General features: G+C 37.9%; 14 protein-coding genes. 2 read left to right on the forward strand and 12 right to left on the reverse strand.

Annotated features, from left to right (window positions below; genetic code table 11):
• Positions 1-41: 41 nt before the first annotated feature.
• The 10 genes from B3P17_RS01405 to B3P17_RS01450 form a co-directional block, all read right to left on the reverse strand.
• On the reverse strand, positions 42-1,598 hold the full coding sequence (locus tag B3P17_RS01405) for a DUF4434 domain-containing protein (RefSeq protein ID WP_291102794.1): 1,557 nt from the start codon (positions 1,596-1,598) through the stop codon (positions 42-44).
• A gap of 28 nt (positions 1,599-1,626) precedes the next feature.
• The gene (locus tag B3P17_RS01410) at positions 1,627-2,637 is read right to left on the reverse strand and encodes a GRP family sugar transporter (protein ID WP_291102797.1); all 1,011 of its coding nucleotides are present in this window, start codon (positions 2,635-2,637) and stop codon (positions 1,627-1,629) included.
• Between the two features lie 6 nt (positions 2,638-2,643).
• Positions 2,644-4,200, reverse strand: a complete 1,557-nt coding sequence (locus tag B3P17_RS01415; protein ID WP_291102883.1) for an ADP-ribosylglycohydrolase family protein — start codon at positions 4,198-4,200, stop codon at positions 2,644-2,646.
• A gap of 33 nt (positions 4,201-4,233) precedes the next feature.
• Complete coding sequence (locus B3P17_RS01420) at positions 4,234-6,420, reverse strand: DUF4434 domain-containing protein (RefSeq protein WP_291102800.1); 2,187 nt, start codon at positions 6,418-6,420, stop codon at positions 4,234-4,236.
• Positions 6,417-7,826: a sialate O-acetylesterase gene (locus tag B3P17_RS01425; RefSeq protein ID WP_291102802.1), complete on the reverse strand. Its 1,410-nt coding sequence runs from the start codon at positions 7,824-7,826 to the stop codon at positions 6,417-6,419. Before B3P17_RS01425 ends, B3P17_RS01420 begins: the two co-directional genes overlap by 4 nt.
• 5 nt (positions 7,827-7,831) lie before the next feature.
• The gene (locus tag B3P17_RS01430; RefSeq protein WP_291102805.1) at positions 7,832-8,902 is read right to left on the reverse strand and encodes a DUF4434 domain-containing protein; all 1,071 of its coding nucleotides are present in this window, start codon (positions 8,900-8,902) and stop codon (positions 7,832-7,834) included.
• Positions 8,903-8,916: 14 nt separating this feature from the next.
• A complete protein-coding gene (gene rbsK, locus B3P17_RS01435; RefSeq protein ID WP_291102807.1) occupies positions 8,917-9,816 on the reverse strand; it encodes a ribokinase in 900 nt (299 codons plus the stop codon).
• A gap of 14 nt (positions 9,817-9,830) precedes the next feature.
• Positions 9,831-11,006, reverse strand: coding sequence for an AGE family epimerase/isomerase (locus B3P17_RS01440; protein WP_291102886.1), 1,176 nt, complete (start codon positions 11,004-11,006; stop codon positions 9,831-9,833).
• Between the two features lie 95 nt (positions 11,007-11,101).
• Positions 11,102-12,541: a calcineurin-like phosphoesterase C-terminal domain-containing protein gene (locus B3P17_RS01445; protein ID WP_291102889.1), complete on the reverse strand. Its 1,440-nt coding sequence runs from the start codon at positions 12,539-12,541 to the stop codon at positions 11,102-11,104.
• Positions 12,542-13,045: 504 nt separating this feature from the next.
• Positions 13,046-14,257, reverse strand: coding sequence for an ROK family transcriptional regulator (locus tag B3P17_RS01450; RefSeq protein WP_291102810.1), 1,212 nt, complete (start codon positions 14,255-14,257; stop codon positions 13,046-13,048).
• Between the two features lie 453 nt (positions 14,258-14,710).
• Here B3P17_RS01450 and B3P17_RS01455 point away from each other — a divergent pair, with 453 nt between their 5' ends.
• A complete protein-coding gene (locus B3P17_RS01455; RefSeq protein ID WP_291102813.1) occupies positions 14,711-15,814 on the forward strand; it encodes a DUF4434 domain-containing protein in 1,104 nt (367 codons plus the stop codon).
• Between the two features lie 17 nt (positions 15,815-15,831).
• On the forward strand, positions 15,832-17,232 hold the full coding sequence (locus B3P17_RS01460) for a sugar porter family MFS transporter (RefSeq protein WP_291102816.1): 1,401 nt from the start codon (positions 15,832-15,834) through the stop codon (positions 17,230-17,232).
• A 123-nt stretch (positions 17,233-17,355) separates the two neighbouring features.
• Here the strand turns inward: B3P17_RS01460 and B3P17_RS01465 are convergent, their stop codons facing one another.
• Complete coding sequence (locus B3P17_RS01465; protein WP_291102819.1) at positions 17,356-19,107, reverse strand: family 43 glycosylhydrolase; 1,752 nt, start codon at positions 19,105-19,107, stop codon at positions 17,356-17,358.
• A gap of 16 nt (positions 19,108-19,123) precedes the next feature.
• Positions 19,124-20,470: a glucoamylase family protein gene (locus tag B3P17_RS01470; protein WP_407933613.1), complete on the reverse strand. Its 1,347-nt coding sequence runs from the start codon at positions 20,468-20,470 to the stop codon at positions 19,124-19,126.
• Positions 20,471-20,476: the final 6 nt, after the last annotated feature.

A 20,476-nucleotide genomic window follows, 5' to 3' on the forward strand; every position in this document is an offset into this window, starting at 1 on the left:
CTTCTTCCCCATACAGTGGTTTTTTCTGAGACATTCATACTTTATCTGATTTTCGGATTAATAAATAATTCATCAACATATACTTTCTGAGGGGCGTCGAAAGCGACTTTGATGTATCGTGCATTTTCATTCAATTCGTCGAATAGTACTCCATCAATCCATGCATCATGCTTGTTGTTTGGGAAGTATGGTGCATCTTTAATAGAGGCGAGTTCATATTTTACTCCATCATTGGATGTGAAGACGTAAATTTTATATGGTGTTCCTATTTCCTCCTGATTGTAGTTGAGGCTGCGCATCAAAACCTTTTCAACCTTAGTTTTATTCTGCAAATCAACGACTATTTCGTGATGTCCTTTTTCAAATTTTAACCAACGGCTATCTAAACTATTCTCTTCTGCAACTTGTCCGTCAAGGAGATTTTTCAATCTTGTATCATTTATCATTTGAGGAGCGGCTGAATTTTCCAACTTCTCTTGCAAAGTGGCTTCAAATAGTTTCCAATATGCATTACCGTTTTTCCATGCCATATAATTATTATATAGCTCATTAGACCAAACAGGCTGACCTAACTGAAAGGGTGATTTTGGATCTTCGATAATACCCCCAAACATGAATGAAATAATCTTATCGACATGGGCGGAAGATGCTGCAACTTGCTGCGACAGTAAACGGGAATAAGCAGCCGGAATCAAGGCTGAATTACGGTCATTGGTTTTTTCCTCCCATGTAAAAGTTTCACAATTAGCCCAAAGTTCTATATTCAATCTATTGTGAATATCACGCATTCTTTGCCAGTTCTTTTTCAATCGTGGAAGTGTAAACTTGTCTCGTACGCAACCCACTTCGTCCTGATAGGCAATGATATCCACTTTGAGTTTTGCCAATTGCTTCTCATAATCGGGGTTATCGAATTCGGATAGTCCTATTCCATAGGGAGAAATCAATGTTTTCTTTCCGGGTGTCAATGTGTTTGCTTTTTCTGTCAATGTATTCACAGACTGTACCGCATGTTCGGCAAATATCGGACACAAGCAATCTTCTACAGGCAAATACCAACCGTAAAAAGCTTTATGATTTTTGTATAGAGTTGCCAGTTCCTCCATTATCTGAAGCTGACGTTTTTTAATCTCTGGGTCAAGCAAATTGTCATCCTGATCTTTTGCCCATCCTGTGCTCATAAAAACCTTCATGTTATGCTTTGCAGCTTCATCAAGAATGGCCTCTACGGGACTCTTTACGTTCTTATCGTATAACCAGGGCATCAGTTTCGATGGATAATAAGCTTTACCTTCATTGGCTACCTCCATAAAGACTAAATACTCGATACCCATAGCTGATAATTCTCGTACTTTAGCCTCCCATAGCTTAGGGCTGGCATTATCAAAATTTTGAGGATTTGTATATTTGTTCCTAACATCCTTATATGCTAAATTTATCCACGTACCGGTAATAGGTTGTACACCTAGAACCGCTTTATTCTTTTTCTCACTTTTTTGTTTATTGGGCACACCATTATCTGCATGTAATGTGTTACCCGGCAGTATCGCAAGTATTGCCAGTAATGCAATTACAACTTTACAAAAATTTTGCCTCATAATAGTTTATATTATATTAATAAAAAGTTTAATTACCACCAGATAAAATTATCAGCACCAAACCTGAAATAAAGAGAATCAACATCACTGTGAGTAATAGGTTGATAGACTTTGGTGCTCCTTTAAATTCCTTCCACACAAATAATCCCCACAAGGCAGCGACCATTGTTGCTCCTTGTCCCAGTGCGTAAGATATGGCTGGTCCTGCTTTTCCTGCAGCAATATAACTGCACGCAGTACCCAAAGCCCAGATACCTCCGCCAAGAAGACCTATCAGATGGGTTTTCATATTGCCTTTGAAGTATTGACTATATGATATAGGCTCGCCAACAAATGGCTTTTTCATCACAAGGGTGTTGAATAGGAAGTTGCTGATAAATATACCTATTGCAAACACAAACAAAGCTGAGTAAGGAGTGAGCATACCACTGGTTGGAGCTTCCAGATTTTCAAGATCCATAGACGCAGCAACAAAACGATAGAAGAACGACATCAATATACCGGCGCAAATAGCGATTGCAATTCCTTTTTTTCGAACGCCCTGATCTGATGAAGCCTTGGCAACTTTACTCGATGCAAATCCATTAAAAATGATAGCCAAAACGATCAGAAATACTCCTAAAAACAAAACAACAGGATCTCCCTTTGGTGTACTGAAATAATTGACAAATACCCCTAATACCAAAGCCAAGCCTACACCTACCGGAAATGCAACAGACATACCGGCGAGCGATACAGACGATGACAACAGTATATTAGATGCATTGAATATAACACCCCCAAGCAATGCACTCCAGAGATAGTTGGGGCTGACCTGAAGCAGATCTTCTACAAATCCTCTTCCATTTTCACCGAAACTACCTAATGTCAGTCCCCATACCAAAGAGAATAGAAGTATACCGACAACATAATCCCAATAAAACAGCTCGTAACGCCATGTTTTAGCCGCAAGTTTTTGTGTATTACCCCAAGAACCCCAACAAAACATTGTCACCCAACATAAGGCTACAGCTAATCCATAATTTTCAACAATATACATAACTGCTTATTTATAGGTTAATTGATTCGATTGATCCGAATAGATAACAGCCTCTCCGAAATAGACCTGTGCATCATTACGTGGATTAAGCCACTTGTAGCTTACATTATGTGCACTCTTTGGTAATTGATATCTGTGAAATAGATCTACTCTGCGGTTATCGATAGAAGTCGCTTTTGCCACCGGAAGATTTGCTGTTTCGATCAGATTTCCATCTATATACATTTCCACTTTGGCCACATACGATTCATCTGTGCATTTCACATAACCTTTTTGGACAAAACCGATCCCGTTAAAAGTAAAATCAAGCTTATCTTTTAATGTTGCGTTAATTTCCATTTTTTCAACAGGGTAATGACCTTCGAAGGATTTTTCATATTTTACAGCAACGGGTTTCTGAGTTTTAATCGTAATTTGATTATTTTCTACTTTACCACCTTCTTTTTCGATTACCTGCAAAGCGTGTTTTAAACCTAAGTCATACAATTTGTTCAATGAGACATCGGTATATGCAAACGGTCTGTCTTCAACCTCATATAGGCTTTCTTTCCAAGATTCAGGAATATTGGAATATCCCAAGATTGTACCTAAAATTCCTGCTGCCGTCGCTGCATTACAGTCAGAGTCTTGCCCACACCGAGCTGCGATATCCATAGTAGAAAAGAAATCTTTCTTACCATACAACAAACCAATTAAGACATAAGCACTGTTGATTTTTGCATCAATATTGAAGGGCAAGAATACTCCATCGGGACAACCCACTTCCGAAGACCATTTTTTTTGGCATTCAAACCATGTTTGTTTCCAATCGTTCGGATATTGTTTGTGCCAGTTTATAATGTCTTTCATGCAGAGGTAAAAGTCGCTCTTTTCGGGAATCGTTTTTAAAGCCTCAGTCACAATAAATTCCACATCGTCTGAAACAAAAGACATAGAATACAAAGCCCCGGTATATACTCCTCCATACCATCCATCTCCGTAGGTAAAAATATGTCCTACCTTATCAGATATCTCTGATGCCGCATTGGGCATTCCGGGAGTCATCAAACCGGAAAAATCTGCTTCAATCTGATAATCAATATCATCTGCATGCGGATTGTTCAACCAATGTCCCGACAGTGGAGGCATAATACCTTGTTTGATATTATATCGGGCCACCTGATTGGCATGCCAAAGAGGGAACTCTGTATTGGCAAAACTGACAGCAAATGAATCGGCAGGAGCTTGTAAACCTAAACGTTCAAATACATTAACGAAAATAATATCTACATATAAGTCATCATAGAGTCCGGGGAAAGTATCAAAATAATGCTTTACCCTGTCCTTTGACCATTTTATCGGAGTATAATCCTGAATTATAGTGCCGTTGTGGATAAATTCCACAGGCCCTCCGTACGTGCAGCCAATCGTTTTAGCTGCCCAACCTCCTTTTATTTTGTCTGCCAATACCTCTTTGGTCATAGACACCTCCGATGGCACTGATGTCTGAGTAACAGCAGAGCTACACGCTGTTGCCAACCCAATAACAAAATAAATGCAGATGAAAAGAAGTGTGTTTTTCATAATTTCAATCTTCTTCATTTAAGAAATTAATATTTAATTATTTTGCTTTATTTTTTCAGATTCGTCTTCCATTATATTGTAAGTTGAAACTTCGTATACATTGTTTATATTTCCATCCTTATCTATGAAAGACAAAGGAGTTCGGGTTTGATATATCTGAAGTTTCTTTATCAACACGCCATCTCTATAAATATTAAACCCGTTTACAGACTTAAATTCTGTTGGAATCCATTTGATTTCAATCCCGTTCGACACTTTCTGAACGCTCACATTAGGTACACTTTGAGGTTTATTTGTTTTAGGCAATTTACCGTCTTTGCAGTATTGCAAATATGCCTGATGGTATTCCGGATTTACTACATAAGGGCTGTTATAGTGACTGTATGCAAAGCAGATAATATTGCTTACATATCCATTTACAATATCTAGTTGCTTCTTTACACGTGTTAATGGCGCACTTGTCCAATAACGCTGATCGAACGTTTCTATATTTCCCCAAAACTTCAGACCCGGTTTACTATTGACTGCTTCCCTCAAGTTTTGGAACCATTCTGACAGATTATCAAGATTCAGGCCACCTGCTCCAACACAGTCTTGAGGGGAGAAAATATCTCCGATTCGAAAATGTGTTTGTTCGAATACATTTTTCCACATTTTCGAATATTCCTTAGCATCTCCGCCTACCTTATGATTCATAAAAGGAGATAGCATAAAAGGCATATCAGGAGTAATTTTAGTAAGGTAATCTAAGTTTGTATTTAATGCTTGTGCCAAAATAGCTTGACGCTCTGATGTCATACAATTTAAATTATCAACCTCCCAAACCCAATACCAACCATACATGGCATCGTTATATTTTTCTTTATATAAGGCAACCAATTCTTCAGCAACCTTATTTCCTATCTCCATCTGCCCAATCAGCCAACTCGCATCATAATCTACTTTCCACCATCTGTCGTTAAAATTCAATCCGACAAATACTCGTATTCCATTTTTTTGAGCACTACGAAGGCAATTCTCTAATGTTTTATTTTGGTTCTTCTTCGCTGTTAGAGTAGAAGGATAAGTGGAAGAAACCTTACCTTGTTCATTTGTTAGCAATGCCGGCGCATAAATAAGGTATTTCATCCCCCCTTCTTTAAGCATCTGCATCTCCTTGTCCCAACGGCTATCATCCCAATTGAGAACAAGCGATTCTTGTATAAAAGAACCATTAAAATGAGGAATACCAGAACCTTCATTCTTTTGCTCGAATGTATAGTGGGTGTAAGTTCCTTTAAGGTCTCTTATGTAAGAGTCGTATCTGGCTTCGTTTTCAAACAGATTAATAACACGCACTCCTCTACTAAGGGTTTCGGTGTAAGCCGCAGGGTAACCTGTTTTGCGTCCAAAAGCGAGTGCTATATTACCGTTTAAGTCAACCATATAATCATTGTTATGGTCGTGTCCTACAAAGACTCCAATCACATCTTTCTTTTCGATAAAAGAGGAAAACAACCCGGAGTTTACATTTGATGCGGCTACACCTTCTTGCTTTTCACCAAATTCGCGATATGACCATCTTGCAGTTTCATGCTCTGTCAATGGTATATGAAAAAAAGCCAGCGAAGGAAGCTTGTGATTATTACGTTTCGTAAACTCATCACTTGTTTTTCGATACCAATCTATCTGATCGTGCTTAATCCAATCATAGTATCCGAACGACCTATCACTTGATAAGTTATGAGAGTCTAACAGATAGAGTACCCATTTTTCAGACCGTCCGTCAGAAGACAGAATAGGAAGCGCACAGTTACCCGAACCTGAAAGCTTTCCTCCTTCTGCATCATAAGTCAGGTTGTAAGGAACAGTGCGTAAGTAATTGAGAATTTCAGATTTAGTCATATCTGTTTCATCATCATGATTTCCGAAGGTTACGGCAAAAAAGGTTTTCTCTCCGGTAAATAGGTTCGCTAACTTAGTCCAAGCCTGTAATGCATTCGAAGACACAACAATGTCTCCGGTGAGAATAACAAGATCAGGATGCTCTAAGCGGATAACTTCACGAATCAAATTACAAGTACTGTCATTTTTCTGCTTATAAGATTCACTTTCTACCCAGTGTAGATCTGTTAGTTGTACAATTTTAAACTTACCGTTGTTAAATTTTAAATTTGTAACCTGTCCGAAACAGGAAAAGCATATTAGCCAGCTAAATATAAAAAGTATATATTTTTTCATTTTTTTCTGTCTGTTCTAAAAGGAGCCAAAGGCAACCCGTTAATATCAAATAAATTAGGGATAGCATCATTCGTAAAGCAGTAGCGCACAGCTATGGGTTCTTTTGTTTTGGAAGAGGATACACTTATCTCGCCATTCTTATCTATCTTCGCATCAGCAGGATATATATTTCCTTCTTTATCCACAACTTCGAAATTCTGTATAACTTTATCTTTACAAGTAAGTTTTCCGATGGCAGTTGTGGTCACAATAATCTTATTTTTTTCTATACGTATCGAGTCTAGTTGAGGTGAATAAGGTTGTATATCTTTTTTATGATAAGTTTGATGCAACACCATATTAGCCAAACGCACACCCACCTGTTTTTTCAAACTAGGATGTATATCTGATATATCGTTTACCAGATCACTAACAACAACCATTCCCGTATTTTTTAATGTAGCTGCAACATCGGATTGTTGCTCCCGCAGATAAGCCGCATTTTTGTCTGCATAACCATTCCATGGGGCTATTTGCACAAAGTAGAATGGAAGATAACGATGAAATTCGTTTCGCCAGCCTCTTATCATACCATCAAGCAAGGTGCCGTAGCTTGCAGCACGTTCGTTATTTCCCTCCCCTTGATACCAGATGACTCCGGCAATAGTATAATTTTTAACCGGATTAATCATTGCATTATAAATAGAAGAATTTGCCGTAGGAGTCCAACTCTCAGGATGTTGCTTTGGTGATAGAGCGTATAACTCTTTCTCATGCTTGAAACTGAATTGATCGATCCATGGCTCTATTGAAGTGCCCCCCCAGTATGAGCCGATAAGTCCTATCGGAATATTTAGATGTTCGTTAAGGTGTTGTCCAAAAAAGAAAGCAACTGCACTAAAGTCTTTATAGGTATCTGGGGTGCAAACGACCCATTTTCCTTCAATCCGTTCAACCGGATATTTGGATGTTGCTTTAGATACTTTAAAAAAACGCAGATTTTTATTTTCTATCGCTTTTGTAATATCTCCCGCATCTAATACAGGATAACTCATCAAGTACTCCATATTAGACTGCCCGGAGCATAGCCAAGTTTCACCCATTAAGACATCATTAACCTCCCTCTCCAATTTGTTTTCCCAACCATAGAAACGAATACTATGCGGGCCTGTGAGGTCCGGAGTCTGGATATAAGCTTCCCATGCACAATATTCGTTCGACTTTGCATGTATAGTGTCTTGTGGTGTCCAGCTACATACAATTTTCAAATCCCATGCACCGGGACACCATCCCCAGAGTTTTACCTCCGAGTTGCGTTGCATTACAGCATGATCACTAATAATAGAGGGCAATATAAATTCGGGGGTTTGTCCCCAAAGAATAGTGAAAAACTGAATTGAGATTATAATTGCAAATATTCGTTTCATATATTTCACCGTTTGAAGTTTTGTTTTTTATACCAGCTCATATACTGGTTATACAATCTTACTGTTTCGTCGCGCAAACCGGCATGAGCCAGAGAGCCCGGTTTGTTCATTATACCTAGATACTGATAAACCAGAATTTTCTCTACAAAAGGAGAAATAGCCTCCATTTGGTGAATAATCCGAGTATCGAAATCGGCAGCAATTAAACTTCCATGCGTTGTTTGCTCAAAGTAAAAGAGTTCCATGTCTGCCCATATTTTTGAGCGTCCTGCTTTTTGATGAGCTTTACTTAAATTTTCGAAGAAACGTGCAGAATCGCTTAATTTTGTACCGCCCACACCTACGCCATCCTGATAGGCTACAATTTCTATATCAAGGTCTTCAAGTTGCTTAACAAAGGTGTCGTCACATCTCTGAGCTTTAATGTTATAAGGAGCAATTAGATTAACACAATTGGCATTCATCGACTTTGCAATCAGGGCACATTCGTTCACATAAGGAATAACATATTCTCCAAAATATGGCTCCAACCAAGACTCGTTAGGGAAATACCAGCCATAGAAACTCTTATGGTGACCATATTTAGCAAATATTTCTTCCATACATTTAGCTCGCTTTTTACCTAGCTCTTTATCTGTCATCATCTTGACAGCATCAAGATCGATAGACCAGAAATCGTTGCTGACAAAAAACTTAACGCCAAACTCATCGGCGGCAGCCAAAACCGTTTCGATAGGATCATCACAGCCCATTTTAAACTTCGGTGCTAACTCGCTATCATAAAAAGCCAGCCCATGCGCAGCAACATTCATCATAACGAGATATTCCATGCCGGTTTCACTAATCTCTCGGATTTTTTCGCGCCACTGAGAAGTGGTAAAGTTTCTTAAATCGTTATCCCAGTATACACCTTCCTTTCCTCCGGGATGCTGAAATTCGAACCAAGAACCGGCTATCGGTTTGATCTGTGATATACCGGCAGATTCTATAGAAGTTCTTCCTAAGCTTATATTAGGAAGCAACATTCCGGCGGCTCCTACACCTAAAGTTGTTAAGAAATTGCGTCGATCCATCATGTTGATATCTATAGTTATACTAATTCGCTTCGGTGAGGAATAGACGACTGTGCGCCCATTCTCGTTACAGCTATTGAAGAGGCTTGCGAAGCCATCTTTACAGCATGTTTAAGTGGCATATTTTCTGCTATGCCTACGCACAATGCTCCATTGAAGGTATCTCCGGCAGCCGTGGTATCTACAGCTTTCACTTCGAAAGAGTCTACACTGTAAGAGTTATTACCTTCTCTTACAAAACATCCTTTTGAACCTAAGGTGATAATTACATTTTTCGCCCCCATCTTGCTTAGTTTTTCGGCAGCCAGCGCAATATCCGAATCATTATTGATTTTTATACCTGTAAGCATTTCTGCTTCGATTCGATTGGGTGTAATCATATACAAGTAATTAAATAATGACTCGGGTAAGTGCCGAGCCGGAGCAGGATTAAGTATGACTTTCATCCCTTTTTCAAAAGCTTTTTTTGCTGCATACTCTACTGTGGCGATAGGACTTTCTAATTGCATAAGAAGGATATCCCCTTCACTCATTTCACTTTCGATCTTGTCGATATCTGATTCGTCTAATAGTAAGTTGGCTCCGGAAGCAACAACAATCGTGTTTTCGGCTTTTTCGTCCACATTTATTAAGGCTACACCCGAAGGATGCATCTTATCGCGAGTAATATATTCTGTACAGATTCCCTCCTTTGCCAACACCTCTATCGTTTGGTCTCCAAAAAGATCATCACCCAATCGGGCTACGAATATAAGATTACCTCCCATCCTTTTTACCGCAACAGCTTGATTAGCCCCTTTACCCCCTTGAGTCATAAGGAAATTTCCACCTAGTACAGTCTCCCCTGGGCCGGGAAGATGGGAGGATTTTACTACCATGTCTGTGTTAGAACTACCAACGACTATTATCTTTTTCATTATGCTACTAATGTTTATTTTTGATTCAGAATACTTTCTAAAACGGTCCAACATTGGTACAAGCCGCGCGGAACATGAAAACATCCTTTCCATTTTCCGCCCTTCAGAGGAAGCAATACTTCTCCTTGTCTGTTCAGGTATCCGAACCATTCGGGATGTTCCTGATCTTTAAAGTGCTCCCATGTATAACTATGTACTTTTTCAAACCATTCGAGACATTTAATGTCACCTGTCAGTTGATATCCTTTAAGTAAAGAGATAAGAGATTCGATATGTACCCACCAGAGTTTCTGATCCCATTCTAACTGTTGAGGCGGATAACCCAAACGATCCATATAATAAAAAACACCTCCATATTTTTTATCCCAACCATATTCGAGCATTGTCAGTGTTGTATTTTTCGCTTTGTCTATTAGTTCGGGTCTATTCAAACGCTTACCCAAATCCATTATAAACCACATAGCTTCTATAGCATGTCCCGGATTCATCAATCTTCCTTCGAAGGAATCGGACAATTCTCCGTTATCGAATACGTTCTCTACAATGATTCCACCGAGTTCAGGACGATAGAACACATCCATCACTTCGTGGATACAACTATCTATTACTTTATTGAGATATTCTTCGGTGAGTAGATGTTCGATCTCCAAAGCCAGATTACACAGAATCATTGGTAATGCAAAGTTTTTGAGGTTGCGAGTTCCGGGATAGAGCTTGTTCCATTTGCCTTTCGGATTATCTACTTTGGAAAGAATTACCTCAAATGTTTTGCGGGCTATATCTGCATATTCTTCATTGCCTGTAGCAAGGTTGAGCTGGCCAAAAGCCATTGTGGCAAAGGTATACGAGAATATATTATAAGGTTCAACCAAAGGGTTGCCTTCACGATCGAGAGAGAAATACCAGTTAAAATTTCCGTCATGACCATATTTTTTAAGAAATTCGCCCCCTTGGATAGCACATTCCAACCACTCTTCGCGTTTTTCCACTTTGTTGTAAAGCATTGAGAACATCCAAACTTCACGGCCTTGCAACCAGATAAATTTGTCTGTATCAAAAACATTTCCTTCGCGGTCAAGACATGTAAAATATCCACCAAACTCTTTGTCTTGAGAGTGTTTTATCCAAAAGGGAAGAACATTTTCTAACAACTCTTCTTTATAAAGATCTGCTAATTTCTTAAAATTCATAATTTTATACATATTTATATCTTCAACATCAATGTTATAGGCAACTAGTTTATTTGAGCTTTTCATATTTTAGCTGTTATAATTAGATTTATTTGTTAGTACTTGTCAGTAGAAACTTTTTGTTTATATATATTTCCAAAACGGTCTGTTACTTTTATCTCAATTATTGCATTCTTATCTATAGGTGTTGCCCTAAACAAATGGTCCGTTTTGATTGGCGTTATCCAATCATATTCTACACGTTCTCTATCCGAGCAAATAATTTTAGCTTCAGGATCATATCCTTCGAAGTGATTCATTACTCCCATATATTTGCCATTCTCGTACCACTCTACTTTCCACAGCTCATCCCAATTCCAAACATTTGCAATAATATCTTCAGGATAATCTTCAGAAGAAGCAATTGGATATCCTTTAAACTGATATGTATCAGGGTATCCCATACTTTTATATTTCCAAGTAACACTATTTCCTTCTACTTCATAAACGCCACAACCGCTAGGGGTGCCGTCTGTACATATATCTGCTTTCCAGAAAGTCCCGCATACAGCAGCTGTGTTATGTTCGATTAACCTGCTATTGAATACAACATTGCCATTATAGTGAGTATGCCCTGAAAATATATGAGCATCATAACCTTCTAAGAGATCATAAAGGCTGGAAGCATTACTGGTTTCATCGGGCAATAAGGCATTGAATTTTATATCTTTTGTTGAGCTGGAAGGAATATGCATAGCCACAAATATGAGATGATCTTTAGGCACATAGGATAAGTCTCTCTCTATCCATTGCAAGGTGCGTTCGTCTATATATCCTATATAACGGTAATGCCTATTAATGTAAAAACAATTGTTGAGAACGATGTAATGTGCCTTTCCTCTATTGAAAGAATAATATATCGGGCCAAAGAAATTTTCAAATGTTTTGTATGAATGCTCATGAGAGCGTACACCATATTCCATATCATGGTTACCAATACTCCTATAAAATGGAAGCCCTAAAGCATCCGAAGCCTGAATATATGAAGGGTATAATGATGGAGTATTACCTACTATATCCCCACAGTCTAAAACAAAAACGTCACTGTCTTTCTTTTTCTGATCAATATATTGATGAAGATCTTTTAAATATCTTACATATCCTTCTATATCCTTTTCTTTAGATACCTGAACATCTGCCTGAACGATGAAAGTATGCTTATTATCGTCCAGAGAATTCTTTATCAAATCAAAATCATACGCTTTATCTGAACTTTCTATATTTTGAAAAAAGCAAGGGATGCTTCCTTTCGTTTGTGGCAGATAGCCGGATGGAGTTGATATATATACAAACTTAGAATTGGCGTTTTGTGGTAAGGAATAATTACCTTCCATATCAGTCAGTGCAAAATCATAGCCATTAGAGACAACTACATTCGCAAGTTTTTCTCCCTGACATTTTATTTGCCCCTTTATTATATCTTGCGATTGCAAGGACATATTAAACCCCAGCAAATATAAAATACCGATAAATGATTGTTTGAATAGAAATTTCATCATGTTCCTTTTTAAATACTTTCTTCAATACCTATTTATAAAATATTAATTTCAATATCTATAGAAGCTTATCTTTTTACTATATCCGAGTGTATGTTTTTACTATTATATCTATATTGTAATAAAAGAAGGGATTTGTTTACAATATAGGCTCTTCGATTAACCATATTTTATTAATATAACGAGACAAATATACATATATTTATTAAATGCACAATATATAATTAAATATTTTATTATTAAGTTTATTTTAAGATTTATAATTTAGGAAGCAAATTACCCTTTCAGAGCTATTTTTATAGCTCCAATATTGAATTTATATATGATTAGAATTCACAAAAAATCAACCAAAGAATGAAAGACAGGACAGAAATGCAAGCCCAAACGGCTTATTTTGTTTAAAGAAAATAAATACAAAAACCGAAAAGCTTTTCGGTTTTTTGTTACTTCACAGAGCATCTCTGCTCCGCTAAGATATATAGGGCATTTCAGCTATAATATCAATTAATATATCTCAAACAATCTTGTACGCGCCAACAGACACGCCCCTACAACGCCGGCTTTATCTTTTAGCTTCGAGATACTAATTGTTGAATCTTTATTTACAAGATTTAAAGAGTATTTTCGTATTGCAGTTTTGATAGGTTGCATTATATAATCCTCCGTCATAGATACAAAACCGCCTATTATAACCATCTCAGGATTAAACACATTAATTAATCCGGCGATTTGTTCTCCCAATTTTCGCCCTATCTCCTCTACAAGATCTATGCAGAGAACATCCTCTTTGTTTACAGCAGCTATGATTTCATCCAGCGTAACATTATCTCCTTTCAATATCTTCTCCGACAGCAAAGATGATCCCCCCTCTTGAGCCAGTTCGAATAAACGACGATGCATGGCATGCCCCGAAGCTTCTGTCTCAAGACACCCTTTTTTACCACAATGACAGATAATTTCATTGTCATATATTTTCATATGACCAAACTCTCCGGCAAACCCGGATTTCCCGGTATAAACCTTACCATCAATGATAATACCGATAGCAAGCCCCCAACTAACATTTACAAAAATGATATTTTTCTCGCTATTCACACAACCCGCAAGATATTCTCCATAGGTCATGGCTCGTGTGTCGTTATCTATAGTCACTTTATATCCGTTCAATTTTTCGGATATAATATCGGCCAAAGGTCTTTCCTCAAAATAAAATATACTATAACTATAACCGGATTCAGGATTAACACGACCAGATATATTTACATTGATATTCAATATCTTATTCTTATCAACAGTCTGTTTATCTATAAAATCAAGAATTATATTACAAAGCTTATTTAATGCTTCCGGAGTATTTTGCATCTGATACGACACACCCATCGTCAGGTCTATCATATCCCCCTTGAAGTTTATAATACCTATATTTACAGCAGATTGCTTTATATCAACTCCGATAAAATATCCCGACTCAGGATTAAGGCCATACAGATTAGGATACCTGCCACCTGCTGTTTCCAGCTTTCCATAGTCATTTATATATCCGTCATCGTACATCTCGCCTATAAGCTTAGTTACAGTAGGAATACTTAAATCGAGTTCTTTTGACAGCTCAGTTATTGTAGAACTCCCATTCTGAATATAGTAGTTTATTATATTCTTCTTAATCAGTGCACTTTTTGTCCCTCTTTCAATCTCCTGAAGCAGCTGTATATTCATATCTTTTTGATAATTATGTATTTTTCTTGCAAAGAAATATCTAAACACAAAGCAAATATACTAAAAAAAATTATTAACCATTTATTTCCCTCTCTTCCCCTTATATATTAAATGATTTTTACCTAACTATTATTAATCTTGTTTTTTCGATAAGGCAAACTCCTTTTCCAGACTTGTAAGCGAGAGATATCAATCAAACAAATATAATAAACATAAAAACAAAACGACATGCATATAATTAATATTTTTATTAAATAAGATTGATATAAAAAAATATTTACTACATTTGTTTTTGAAAAGCTAAGAACACATTTCTTTCTCTATTTTAAATACCAGAAAAGGATTATTAGACGTGATGATCCTTAAAATCATCTCGAAGTACTTATATTTATTTTATAAACATCAAGTCTTCCCGAATAATAAAATACAATATATTTAACCAAATGCAATATAATGGAAGCAGATAATCGCAGAGATTTTTTAAAAAAGGTTGCACTGGGCGGGGTATCGGCCATGGCAATTCCGGCAATTACCTCGTGTAGAGGTTCAACTTCTACAGATAGTAAAATATTAGAAGCTGATACTTCTATTCAAAGTGACCTGATCGTACCCAAAGAAAACGGGATTCGAATAACAGGAACTTTTCTGGATGAAATATCCCACGATATACCTCATCAAAATTGGGGAGAAAAAGAATGGGATCTCGATTTTCGACACATGAAAAACATTGGAATCGAAACCGTCATACTGATTCGTTCGGGATACCGCAAATTTATCACATATCCTTCGAAATATTTATTAAAAAAAGGATGCTACATGCCATCAGTAGATTTGATAGACATGTATTTGCGATTAGCTGACAAATACGGTATGAAATTTTATTTTGGTCTTTACGACTCGGGAGAGTATTGGGATACAGGCGACCTCTCATCCGAAATAGAACATAATAAATATGTAATAGATGAAGTTTGGGAAAGCTATGGAGAAAAATATAAAAGTTTCGGTGGTTGGTATATCAGTGGTGAAATAAGCAGGAAAACGAAGGGAGCTATTGATGCCTTCTCCGCAATGGGGAAGCAGTGCAAAGATGTATCGAATGGTTTACCCACGTTTATTTCCCCATGGATAGATGGCAAAAAAGCAGTTATGTCTGCATCAGGACAGTTAACGAAAGCGGAATCGGTTTCGGTACAAGAACATGAAAAAGAATGGGGAGAAATCTTTGACGGGATAAAAGGCTCTGTTGATGCATGCGCCTTTCAAGATGGGCATATTGACTATGACGAGTTAGACGCATTCTTTGAGGTGAATAAGAAATTGGCAGATAAATACGGATTGAAGTGTTGGACAAATGCAGAAACCTTTGACAGGGATATGCCGATCAAATTTTTACCGATCAAGTTTGATAAACTTAGAATGAAACTTGAAGCTGCCAAACGAGCCAATTATGATAAAGCCATCACTTTCGAGTTTTCTCACTTTATGAGTCCACAGTCTGCATATCTTCAGGCTGGACATTTATATAACAGGTATAAAGAATATTTTAATATAAAATAATAACAAAAATTAGTTTTATGAATTCTAGTATAAATATAAGGTACATCAGCTTCTTATCTGTTGTTGCAGCATTAGGAGGTTTCCTTTTTGGGTACGACACTGCTGTAATATCAGGAACAATAGCGCAGGTGTCTGCACAATTTTCGTTAGATTCTCTTTCTCAAGGATGGTATGTTGGCTGTGCCCTTGTGGGCTCTATACTCGGAGTAATGAGCGCAGGGGTTCTCAGTGATAATTTTGGTCGTAAAAGAACATTATTGGTAGCAGCTATTCTCTTCACTATATCAGCTTTTGGATGTGCCATCTCATCCGATTTCGATCATTTGGTAATAGCTCGCATTATTGGAGGTATAGGTATCGGTGTGGTATCGATTATTTCTCCGCTTTATATCTCAGAAATCTCAGTTGCCGAATACAGAGGGCGATTAGTTTCATTGTACCAGTTAGCAGTAACAGTAGGTTTTTTAGGAGCATATCTGGTAAACTACGGGCTACTTAATTATTCGGTAAACGGAGCAGAACAACTCACCAACCCAACATTATATCATATATTTCATAGCGAAGTATGGCGTGGTATGCTGGGTATGGCAGCTATACCTGCAATATTATTCTTTATTGTGATTTTCTTCATTCCGGAAAGTCCAAGATGGCTGATATTAAAAAATCAAGAAACAAAAGCTAAGTCTATTTTGGCACACATCTATGGTTCTACAGAGTCGGCAATACATGAAATGAACGAAACAAAAAGAGTAGTAGGTAGCGAAACGAAAGCAAACTGGCGATTACTTCTCAAACCCGGCATAATGAAGGCTGTGCTTATAGGTGTGGCGATAGCCATGTTAGGACAGTTTATGGGAGTGAATGCCGTTCTTTATTATGGCCCTTCCATTTTTGAGAGTAGTGGTTTATCAGGAGATGACTCATTGTTTTATCAGGTGATTGTAGGATTAGTAAACATGCTAACAACAGTTCTGGCAATATTCATTATCGACAAAGTAGGACGAAAGAAACTGGTTTATTATGGAGTATCGGGCATGATCGTTTCCCTTCTTCTTATTGCGTTTTATTTCATCAAAGGAAATGATTTGGGTATATCAAACATATTCTTGTTAATATTCTTCCTTGCATACATCTTTTTCTGTGCGGTATCTATTTGTGCTGTTATTTGGGTATTATTATCAGAAATGTATCCTATCAAAGTGCGTGGTTTGGCTATGTCAATCGCCGGATTCTCATTATGGATAGGCACATATCTGATTGGGCAATTAACGCCTTGGTTCTTGGACAATCTGCACCCCGAAGGCACATTTATACTTTTTGCAGTGATGTGTGTTCCTTACATTCTGATTGTATGGAAGCTAGTACCTGAAACAACAGGGAAAACATTGGAAGAAATAGAAAAATATTGGGAAAACTGATATCTTAAAAAACTATTCAGAATAGAAATACAATATTCTCTTTGTTTCTAAAAACAAAACACTCGTAGCGCATAAATCACTACGAGTGTTTTTTAGTTACAACTAAAACTACCAAAAAATCCTTTATAAAGCCTGAGCCCTAGTCCACTCAGATGTGCCGTTCTCATTAATAGCCTCTATCGCAAAATAGTAAGGCTTCGTTTTATCCATACCCGCATAATAGTATTCATTTACATTATATACCATCACACAGTTATACAGTTTATCAGGCTGTTGCCCGATGTATATATTATAAGCATAAGCTCCGTCTACAGGCTTCCACTTCAGCCACCCGTTACGTTTGTCTGTCATATCTGAGCGTAAGACAATGAAGTCTTCCACTGCGCTGGGCTTATCTCCTTTTCCTAATCCAAAGGCTCTGAATCCTGATATTGCAAATTTGCCGGTTGGCATATGTATATTCTCAAGCTTCAGATAACGAGCTTCAACAGGTTTTGCCAACTCCACATAATCGTGAGGCACATCTTTCTGATTTTTACTCTTATCAATCAGCACGCTCCACTTCTTCCCATCCAAAGAATAATAAACCATATACTGATGATATGTTCCTGTTTGCTTGCCCATAAACTCTACATCCTGATCGGCATAATTAATCTGTATGGCATGTACAGAAGATATTTGCCCCAGATCGGAGATCAGCCACTCTCCTTTGTTCGCTGTCTGAGCACTCCAATATGTTTTTATATTTTCGTCCACTATATTATTTGCATAAAAAGCCCCAAGAGTAGATGATACTTGCACCGGCTTATTATAGTTCAACAGCATCCAACCTGTAAATCTGCTCTGCAAATGATCTGCTTCACCATTTGGCAAATAGTGAGGATAATCTCCAAATGTAGTATTACAATACATAACACCATCTTTATCGAATCCGGCTGGCCAGATACCGATGCGACGCTCAAAATTATTTTTTACATTGATTACCATTGTCGAGGTATGCCAATAGTTTTTCCAATTGTCCTGAAATGTAGCTCCATGTCCCGCACCTCTTATAAAACCTCCGGCCTTCATACTTAGCGGGAGAGATACATGCTCAAAGTAGCCTAGAGGACTATCACTGACTGCTACACCATCTCCATAGTGACTAAATTCAGTACCCGGACCACCCCATTGCAGGTAGTATTTTCCATTATGCTTTGTCATCCATGCACCTTCCATAAACGGCTTTAGGAAAGTATTATCCATATGTTCTCCAAACCGATGCCAACCGATGCGCTCATCATCAAGCAGCAAGAGTTCTTTGCGTGTTCCTATGGGTTGAAAGTTGCTGCGATTGAGTTCTATGCCATACAACGGATATACATTACTACTCCCGTTATACATATAAAGACGCTCGTCATCGTCAACAAAGAAAGCCGGATCCCAGCCTCCGATGTCGAATCGTTCTACGGCTTTACTCCACTCATTACCCTTGGGGTTGGTACTCACCCAAATAGGAAAAAGGCGAGAATAAGTAGAACCGAACACACAGAGTGAATCGCCTTGTACCCATGCTGCAGGAGCACAAAGATCGTCCCATTTGTTTGGCGTATTGTCAATAGCCTCTTGCGTAAGGAAATGACGTGACACAAAATGCCAGTCAGACATATCGCTACTCCACCAATACCCTGTTTGGTTAGTAGAAAACAGATAGTAATCTCCTTTATAATTCACAATTGCAGGATCTGCCGTAGCACGATGCTTACCCCATGTCAAAAAGTTGGGAATAGGGCCATATCCATAATCAATATTGATAGGATTACAATATGTTTTTTGCTGCGCCGACAGCCAGAAAGTCGCTGTAATAAATAACAATAATATACTTAATCTTTTCATATCTTAAAATAACACATTACTTCAAATGAGGGGATTCATATCCCAATTTCTTCAATCCGCTTTGCACATCAGGCTGACTCATAAACAGATTCCACAATAATCCTGTTCGGTAATTTTCGAGCATCACCACAGTTGTACCCTGATCTATTGCCAAATACTTCTGGGGATACCAGTTGTCTGTTTCACTAAAAGCATCATAAAAACCGTAAAGCCCCATCAATTTATCTCCCATGCTATAGAGCTTCCTCATCACTTTCATTGATTCTTCGGGAGTGTAAACGATAGAAGATAGTGCAGCAGTAGGCGCTATCACCCCAAGATCTCCTTTTTGAGTTGGCTCGTGAGCCGCATATCCTTTTACCGAATAGCTGGCAGTCAGTCCCCAACAGTCATCACCATAACCTTTATATCCTTTCGGGTTTCGAATGCAGTACGCTCTGTTTATGAGCGTATAATTTTTCATTTCTTCAAAATAATCTGCATACTTATCCTTTAGTCCCCTTGGGTCTAAGCCTAAGAAAGAATAATGTGCCCAAAACAAAGGCCCTACCTCTGTCCCCTGATAACGCATATTCAACTTGTAACCTTCTACCTCATGCGGACCAATAATCTTTCCATTCTCCCCCCATCCTTGCTCATACACACTTGCAGGAACACCATGAGTAGGAGATGACGCGGCAAGAATAAATGTTATAAGACATTCATTATAACCATGTATAGAGAAATTCATTTCCCAAGAATGTTCAGGACTCCAATGCCAGTACAATTGGTTTGTACCATTGCGATGCCAATTCCAGTCTACAGCCTTCCAAAGCTTATCAATACGTGTAGCAAGAGCTTTTTCTTCATCTGTTCCGTTTATATAATATTGATGTACAGCAAGAAGCCCTTGAAAAAGGAATGATGTTTCCACCAAATCTCCTCCATTGTCTTTATCACTGAACCCTACTACTTTACCTGTTTCTCCATTCCACCAGTGAGGAAATACCCCATGAAAAGAGTCTGCTTTTTCGAGAAAACCAACTATTTTGTTGAATCTCTCTAAGCCTTGTTCTCTGGTGATATATCCTCGCTCTATGCCGGAGATAATAGCCATTATCCCAAAACCACTACCACCTGATGTCACGGTATTTTTGTCATATTTGCCATAGTCTCCATCTACATGGAAACGTTCACGAGCCATGCCGCTAGTAGGCTCTGCCCCATCCCAGAAATATTGGAATGTCTTCCGCTGTACCGTATCTATTAATGCTTCATCAGATATTGCAGGAACTACTGCTGCTGCATTTTTATCTTTATTATTAGCACAGTTTAATAGACAGAGAGCAAGTCCGGAAACAAAAATAGCCTGTATTATTTTCATAAGATT

The organism is Dysgonomonas sp. UBA7630, from assembly GCF_002483985.1.
Taxonomy (GTDB): Bacteria; Bacteroidota; Bacteroidia; order Bacteroidales; family Dysgonomonadaceae; genus Dysgonomonas.

Coding starts and splice junctions, on each gene's coding strand:
- B3P17_RS01425 (WP_291102802.1), bottom strand. CDS start 7,826: ATGAAACGAATATTTGCAATTATAATCTCAATTCAGTTTTTCACTATT.
- B3P17_RS01460 (WP_291102816.1), top strand. CDS start 15,832: ATGAATTCTAGTATAAATATAAGGTACATCAGCTTCTTATCTGTTGTT.
- B3P17_RS01440 (WP_291102886.1), bottom strand. CDS start 11,006: ATGAATTTTAAGAAATTAGCAGATCTTTATAAAGAAGAGTTGTTAGAA.
- B3P17_RS01415 (WP_291102883.1), bottom strand. CDS start 4,200: ATGAAAAACACACTTCTTTTCATCTGCATTTATTTTGTTATTGGGTTG.
- B3P17_RS01450 (WP_291102810.1), bottom strand. CDS start 14,257: ATGAATATACAGCTGCTTCAGGAGATTGAAAGAGGGACAAAAAGTGCA.
- B3P17_RS01410 (WP_291102797.1), bottom strand. CDS start 2,637: ATGTATATTGTTGAAAATTATGGATTAGCTGTAGCCTTATGTTGGGTG.
- B3P17_RS01455 (WP_291102813.1), top strand. CDS start 14,711: ATGGAAGCAGATAATCGCAGAGATTTTTTAAAAAAGGTTGCACTGGGC.
- B3P17_RS01445 (WP_291102889.1), bottom strand. CDS start 12,541: ATGAAATTTCTATTCAAACAATCATTTATCGGTATTTTATATTTGCTG.
- B3P17_RS01420 (WP_291102800.1), bottom strand. CDS start 6,420: ATGAAAAAATATATACTTTTTATATTTAGCTGGCTAATATGCTTTTCC.
- rbsK (WP_291102807.1), bottom strand. CDS start 9,816: ATGAAAAAGATAATAGTCGTTGGTAGTTCTAACACAGACATGGTAGTA.
- B3P17_RS01470 (WP_407933613.1), bottom strand. CDS start 20,470: ATGAAAATAATACAGGCTATTTTTGTTTCCGGACTTGCTCTCTGTCTA.
- B3P17_RS01405 (WP_291102794.1), bottom strand. CDS start 1,598: ATGAGGCAAAATTTTTGTAAAGTTGTAATTGCATTACTGGCAATACTT.
- B3P17_RS01465 (WP_291102819.1), bottom strand. CDS start 19,107: ATGAAAAGATTAAGTATATTATTGTTATTTATTACAGCGACTTTCTGG.
- B3P17_RS01430 (WP_291102805.1), bottom strand. CDS start 8,902: ATGATGGATCGACGCAATTTCTTAACAACTTTAGGTGTAGGAGCCGCC.